Source organism: Cupriavidus sp. WS, assembly GCF_000395345.1.
Classification (GTDB): domain Bacteria; phylum Pseudomonadota; class Gammaproteobacteria; order Burkholderiales; family Burkholderiaceae; genus Cupriavidus; species Cupriavidus basilensis_B.
Genome location: NZ_AQPL01000208.1, coordinates 1 through 3,607, shown reverse-complemented (window position 1 = coordinate 3,607; position 3,607 = coordinate 1). Strand labels below are relative to the sequence as shown.

Below are 3,607 nucleotides of genomic sequence, written 5' to 3'. Positions count from 1 at the left end.
TTCCGTTTTCTGAGGCGACCCCGTAGTGCTCGATCAGCAGCTTGTAGGCGCGGTGGCGCAGGCGCAGCGCTTCGCCGTCGGCGCGGAGCTTGCCGGCGTCCTCCGCCGCGGGCGGCTCGGCCGCGCGCAGGGCTTCGAGTGCGAGGGCGTGCAGGTCGCGGTAGCGGTCGAGTTCGGCCTGCGTGGTGCGCAGGCGCTCGCGCAGTTCGCGGACCTTGCGCTGCAGCCGCAGCGTCATGCCGACGCCGTGCTCGATCAGCGCGACGGTTTCCAGCGCATGGCTGGCCGCGGCGATGGTGTTCTTCCAGATTCCCCGGTCGGCCGCGTCGGCGTCCGTTGTCCAGCCGTTGCCGGCTCCGCTGAGTGTTTTCATATGACCCTTGTACCCGATGTCCGGCGGCCGGTCCTGTGGTGTCCGGTCCTGTCCGTGCGCACGGTGGCCGCGCTGGCGGCGGCCTGCCATGCCGATGGTGCCTCGTGCGTTCGGGTACGTGCCGGCATATTCCGTGTGTGTCAGGCGTGTTTCAGGCCTGTGTCACGCACGTGCCATGCCGCAGCCTCGCGCCGAGGTTTTGGGGATCGATGCTACGGTCTTAGCGGGCGCGGGCCAAGTAGAAGATGCTTAGATCTGGTTTTCCCGGCGCCTATGTCGCGCCGTTGTCGGTGCCGTCGGTGCTGTCGGTGCCATCGGCAGTGCCATCATCGGCACCGTCATGACTTCAGTCTTCCCGCGCTTCGAGCGTGAAGCCGGCGCCGGCATCCTGGCCCAGCAGCGAGACCAGCGTGGGCATGGCCGCTTCCAGGTTTTCCTTGAGGCGCCACGGCGGGTTGACGATGAACATGCCGCTGCCGTGCAGGCCCAGCCCGCCGGCCACCGGCTGCTTGACCGTGAGCGTGACGTGCAGCCAGCTCTTGAGCGGCAGCTTCTTGAGCTGCACCGGCAACTGCACCGATTCGCGGCGCTGCACCTCGGGATACCAGATGGCATAGATGCCGGTGGCGAAGCGCTGCAGGCCGTCCTGCAGCGTGCGCACCACGCGGGCGTAGTCCTGCTTGTCCTCGTAGGAGGGGTCGACCAGCACCAGCGCGCGGCGCGGCGGGGGCGGCAGGATGGCGTTGATGCCGGTGAAGCCGTCGCCGTCGTACAGCATGACGCGGCGGCCGGCGCCGCGGAAGTTGTCGCGCAGCACCTGGATTTCCGTGGGGTGCATCTCGAACAGGCGCAGGCGGTCGGCGTCGCGCAGCATCTGCCAGGCCAGCCACGGCGAGCCCGGATAGTGCCGCAGGCTGCCATCCGGGTTGAGCGTGCGCACCTGTTCCAGGTAGTCCTCCAGCACGGTGGGCATGGGCCGCTTGGCGGCGGCGGCCTGCCACAGCCGGGCGATGCCGGTCTCGAACTCGCCCTTCTTCTGCGCGTAGGCATGGTCCAGCGCGTACAGCCCGGCGCCGGCATGCGTGTCGATATACCAGAAGGGCTTGTCTTTCTGGGTCAACTGCTCCAGCAACTGGACCACGATGGCGTGTTTGAGGACATCGGCGTGGTTGCCGGCGTGGAAGGCGTGACGGTAGCTGAACATGGCAAGGCGGGCGAAAGACGGCAAAAAGAGCGGCCGAGGGGCGGCAAAAGCGCAGCAAAAAGAGCGGCAGGAGCGCGCGGATGCCAGGCGGTGGATGCCGGGCAGGGCGGCGGCGCAGGGCGCTATGCTACCATCGCCGCCACCCGGGGCCGTCCGCCCTGTCCGCCCCCGCTGGCTGGATTCCCGGTGGATTTCTCCGGTGCGTTTGCCCGGAATTTCTCCCGATTCCCCTCATGCCAGACGTTCTTGCCCGCTTCATGTCCCGCTCACTGGATCCCGCCGAACCCGTCTTCTCCGATGCCGGGCCGCCTTATTCGACGCGCTATGGCGACGTCTACCACAGCGACGAGGGCGGCCTCGCGCAGGCCCGCCACGTGTTCCTCGGCGGCAACGGCCTGCCGCAGGCGTGGGGCGGGCGCGACCAGTTCGTGATCCTGGAGACGGGCTTCGGCCTGGGCCTGAATTTCCTGGCGACGTGGCAGGCGTGGCGGGCCGATCCGCGGCGCTGCCGGCGCCTGCATTTCGTTTCCATCGAGAAGCATCCGTTTACGCGCGACGGCCTGGCCGCCGTCCATGCCAGGATGTCCGGCGCGGCCGAACTGGCTCCGCTGGCCGAGCAGCTGCAGCAGGCGTGGCCGCTGGCGCTGCCGGGCATGCACCGGCTGGCGTTCGAGGGCGGGGCGGTGGTGCTGACGCTGGCCTTCGGCGACATCGACACCATGCTGCCGCGGCTGGTGCTGGGCGCCGATGCGTTCTACCTCGATGGCTTCGCGCCCGAGCGCAATCCCGAGATGTGGCAGCCGCCGCTGATGAAGCGGCTGGCCCGGCTGGCGCGGCCCGAGGCCACGCTGGCGACCTACGCCGCGGCCGGCTTCGTGCGCCGCGGCCTGCAGGCCGCCGGCTTCGAGGCCCGGCGCGCGACCGGCTACGGCAGCAAATGGCACATGACGGTGGGGCATTTCCCCGCCGAGCGCGCCCGGCGCCGGCATCCGCCGCCGGCGCCCGCGGCCTGGCCCGAGCGCCATGCGATCGTGGTCGGCGCCGGGCTGGCCGGCTGCGCGGTGACGGAGCGCCTTGCCGCGCGCGGCTGGCGCGTCACGCTGTTCGATGCGCATGACGGTCCGGCGCGGCTGACCTCGGCCCATCGCGCGGCGGCCATGCATCCGCACCTGTCGTCGGACGACAGCATCCTGTCGCGGCTGTCGCGCGCCGGCAATCTCGCCTCGCTGCGCCACTGGGCCGCGCTGGCCGCGGCCGGCCACGCGCCGGGCTGGCACGAGTGCGGCGTGCTGCAGACCGGCGCCGGCGAGGAAGACGCGCGCATCCAGCAGGCCGCGCTGGCCGCGCTCGGGTTTCCCGCGGCCTTCGCGCGCTGGATGCCGGCCGAGGAAGCGGCGCGCCGGCACGCCGCGGCGGTGCCGCTGGGCGGGCTGTGGTTCGAGCAGGGCGGCTGGGCCGCGCCGCCCGACATCTGCGGCGCGCAACTGGCGCAGGCCGGGGCGGCGCTGACGGCGCGCTTCGGCTGCCGCGTCGCGCGGCTGGCGCGCGACGGCGACGGCTGGCTGGCGCTCGACGCGGCCGGCGCGGTGCTGGCGCGGGCGCCGGTGGTGGTGCTGGCCAATGCGCATGAAGCGCTGCGGCTGCTGCCGCTGCGCCACGTGACGATCGACCGGGTGCGCGGGCAGTTGACCACGCTGGCGGCGGCGCAGGTCGAGCAGCTTGGCGCCTGGCCCGACTGCGTGGTCACGGGCACCGGCTACCTGCTGCCGCGCGCCGCCGACGGCAGCGCGGGGGTCGGCTCCAGCTACGAGCCGGCCGACGCCGAGGACGGCGCGGAGGGCGCGCGCGCCGGCGTGCATGCCGAGAACCTCGCCAAGCTCGGCGCCTTGCTGCCCGGGCTGGCCGGCGCCGCGGGCCGGCTCGATGCGGCCGCGCTGGACGGCTACGTCGGCGTGCGCAGCGTGTCGCACAACCGCCTGCCGCTGATCGGCCGCATCGCCGACGAGGCGCGCGCCGCGCAGGACGCCGCG

The 3,607-nt window shown here is 72.3% G+C and carries 3 protein-coding genes; 1 reads left to right on the top strand and 2 read right to left on the bottom strand.

Annotated elements, in window-relative coordinates:
* Both K206_RS0117590 and K206_RS0117585 read right to left on the bottom strand, forming a co-directional pair.
* The coding region (locus tag K206_RS0117590; protein WP_020203709.1) for a hypothetical protein at positions 1-373 on the bottom strand (373 nt) is incomplete at its 3' end.
* A 346-nt stretch (positions 374-719) separates the two neighbouring features.
* Complete coding sequence (locus K206_RS0117585) at positions 720-1,577, bottom strand: 23S rRNA (adenine(2030)-N(6))-methyltransferase RlmJ (RefSeq protein ID WP_020203708.1); 858 nt, start codon at positions 1,575-1,577, stop codon at positions 720-722.
* Positions 1,578-1,834: 257 nt separating this feature from the next.
* Here K206_RS0117585 and mnmC point away from each other — a divergent pair.
* On the top strand, positions 1,835-3,607 hold a 1,773-nt coding region (gene mnmC / locus K206_RS0117580), incomplete at its 3' end, for a bifunctional tRNA (5-methylaminomethyl-2-thiouridine)(34)-methyltransferase MnmD/FAD-dependent 5-carboxymethylaminomethyl-2-thiouridine(34) oxidoreductase MnmC (protein ID WP_020203707.1).

Excerpts from the sequence above, each read along its gene's own strand:
- K206_RS0117585 (WP_020203708.1), bottom strand. The coding sequence starts at position 1,577 with ATGTTCAGCTACCGTCACGCCTTCCACGCCGGCAACCACGCCGATGTC.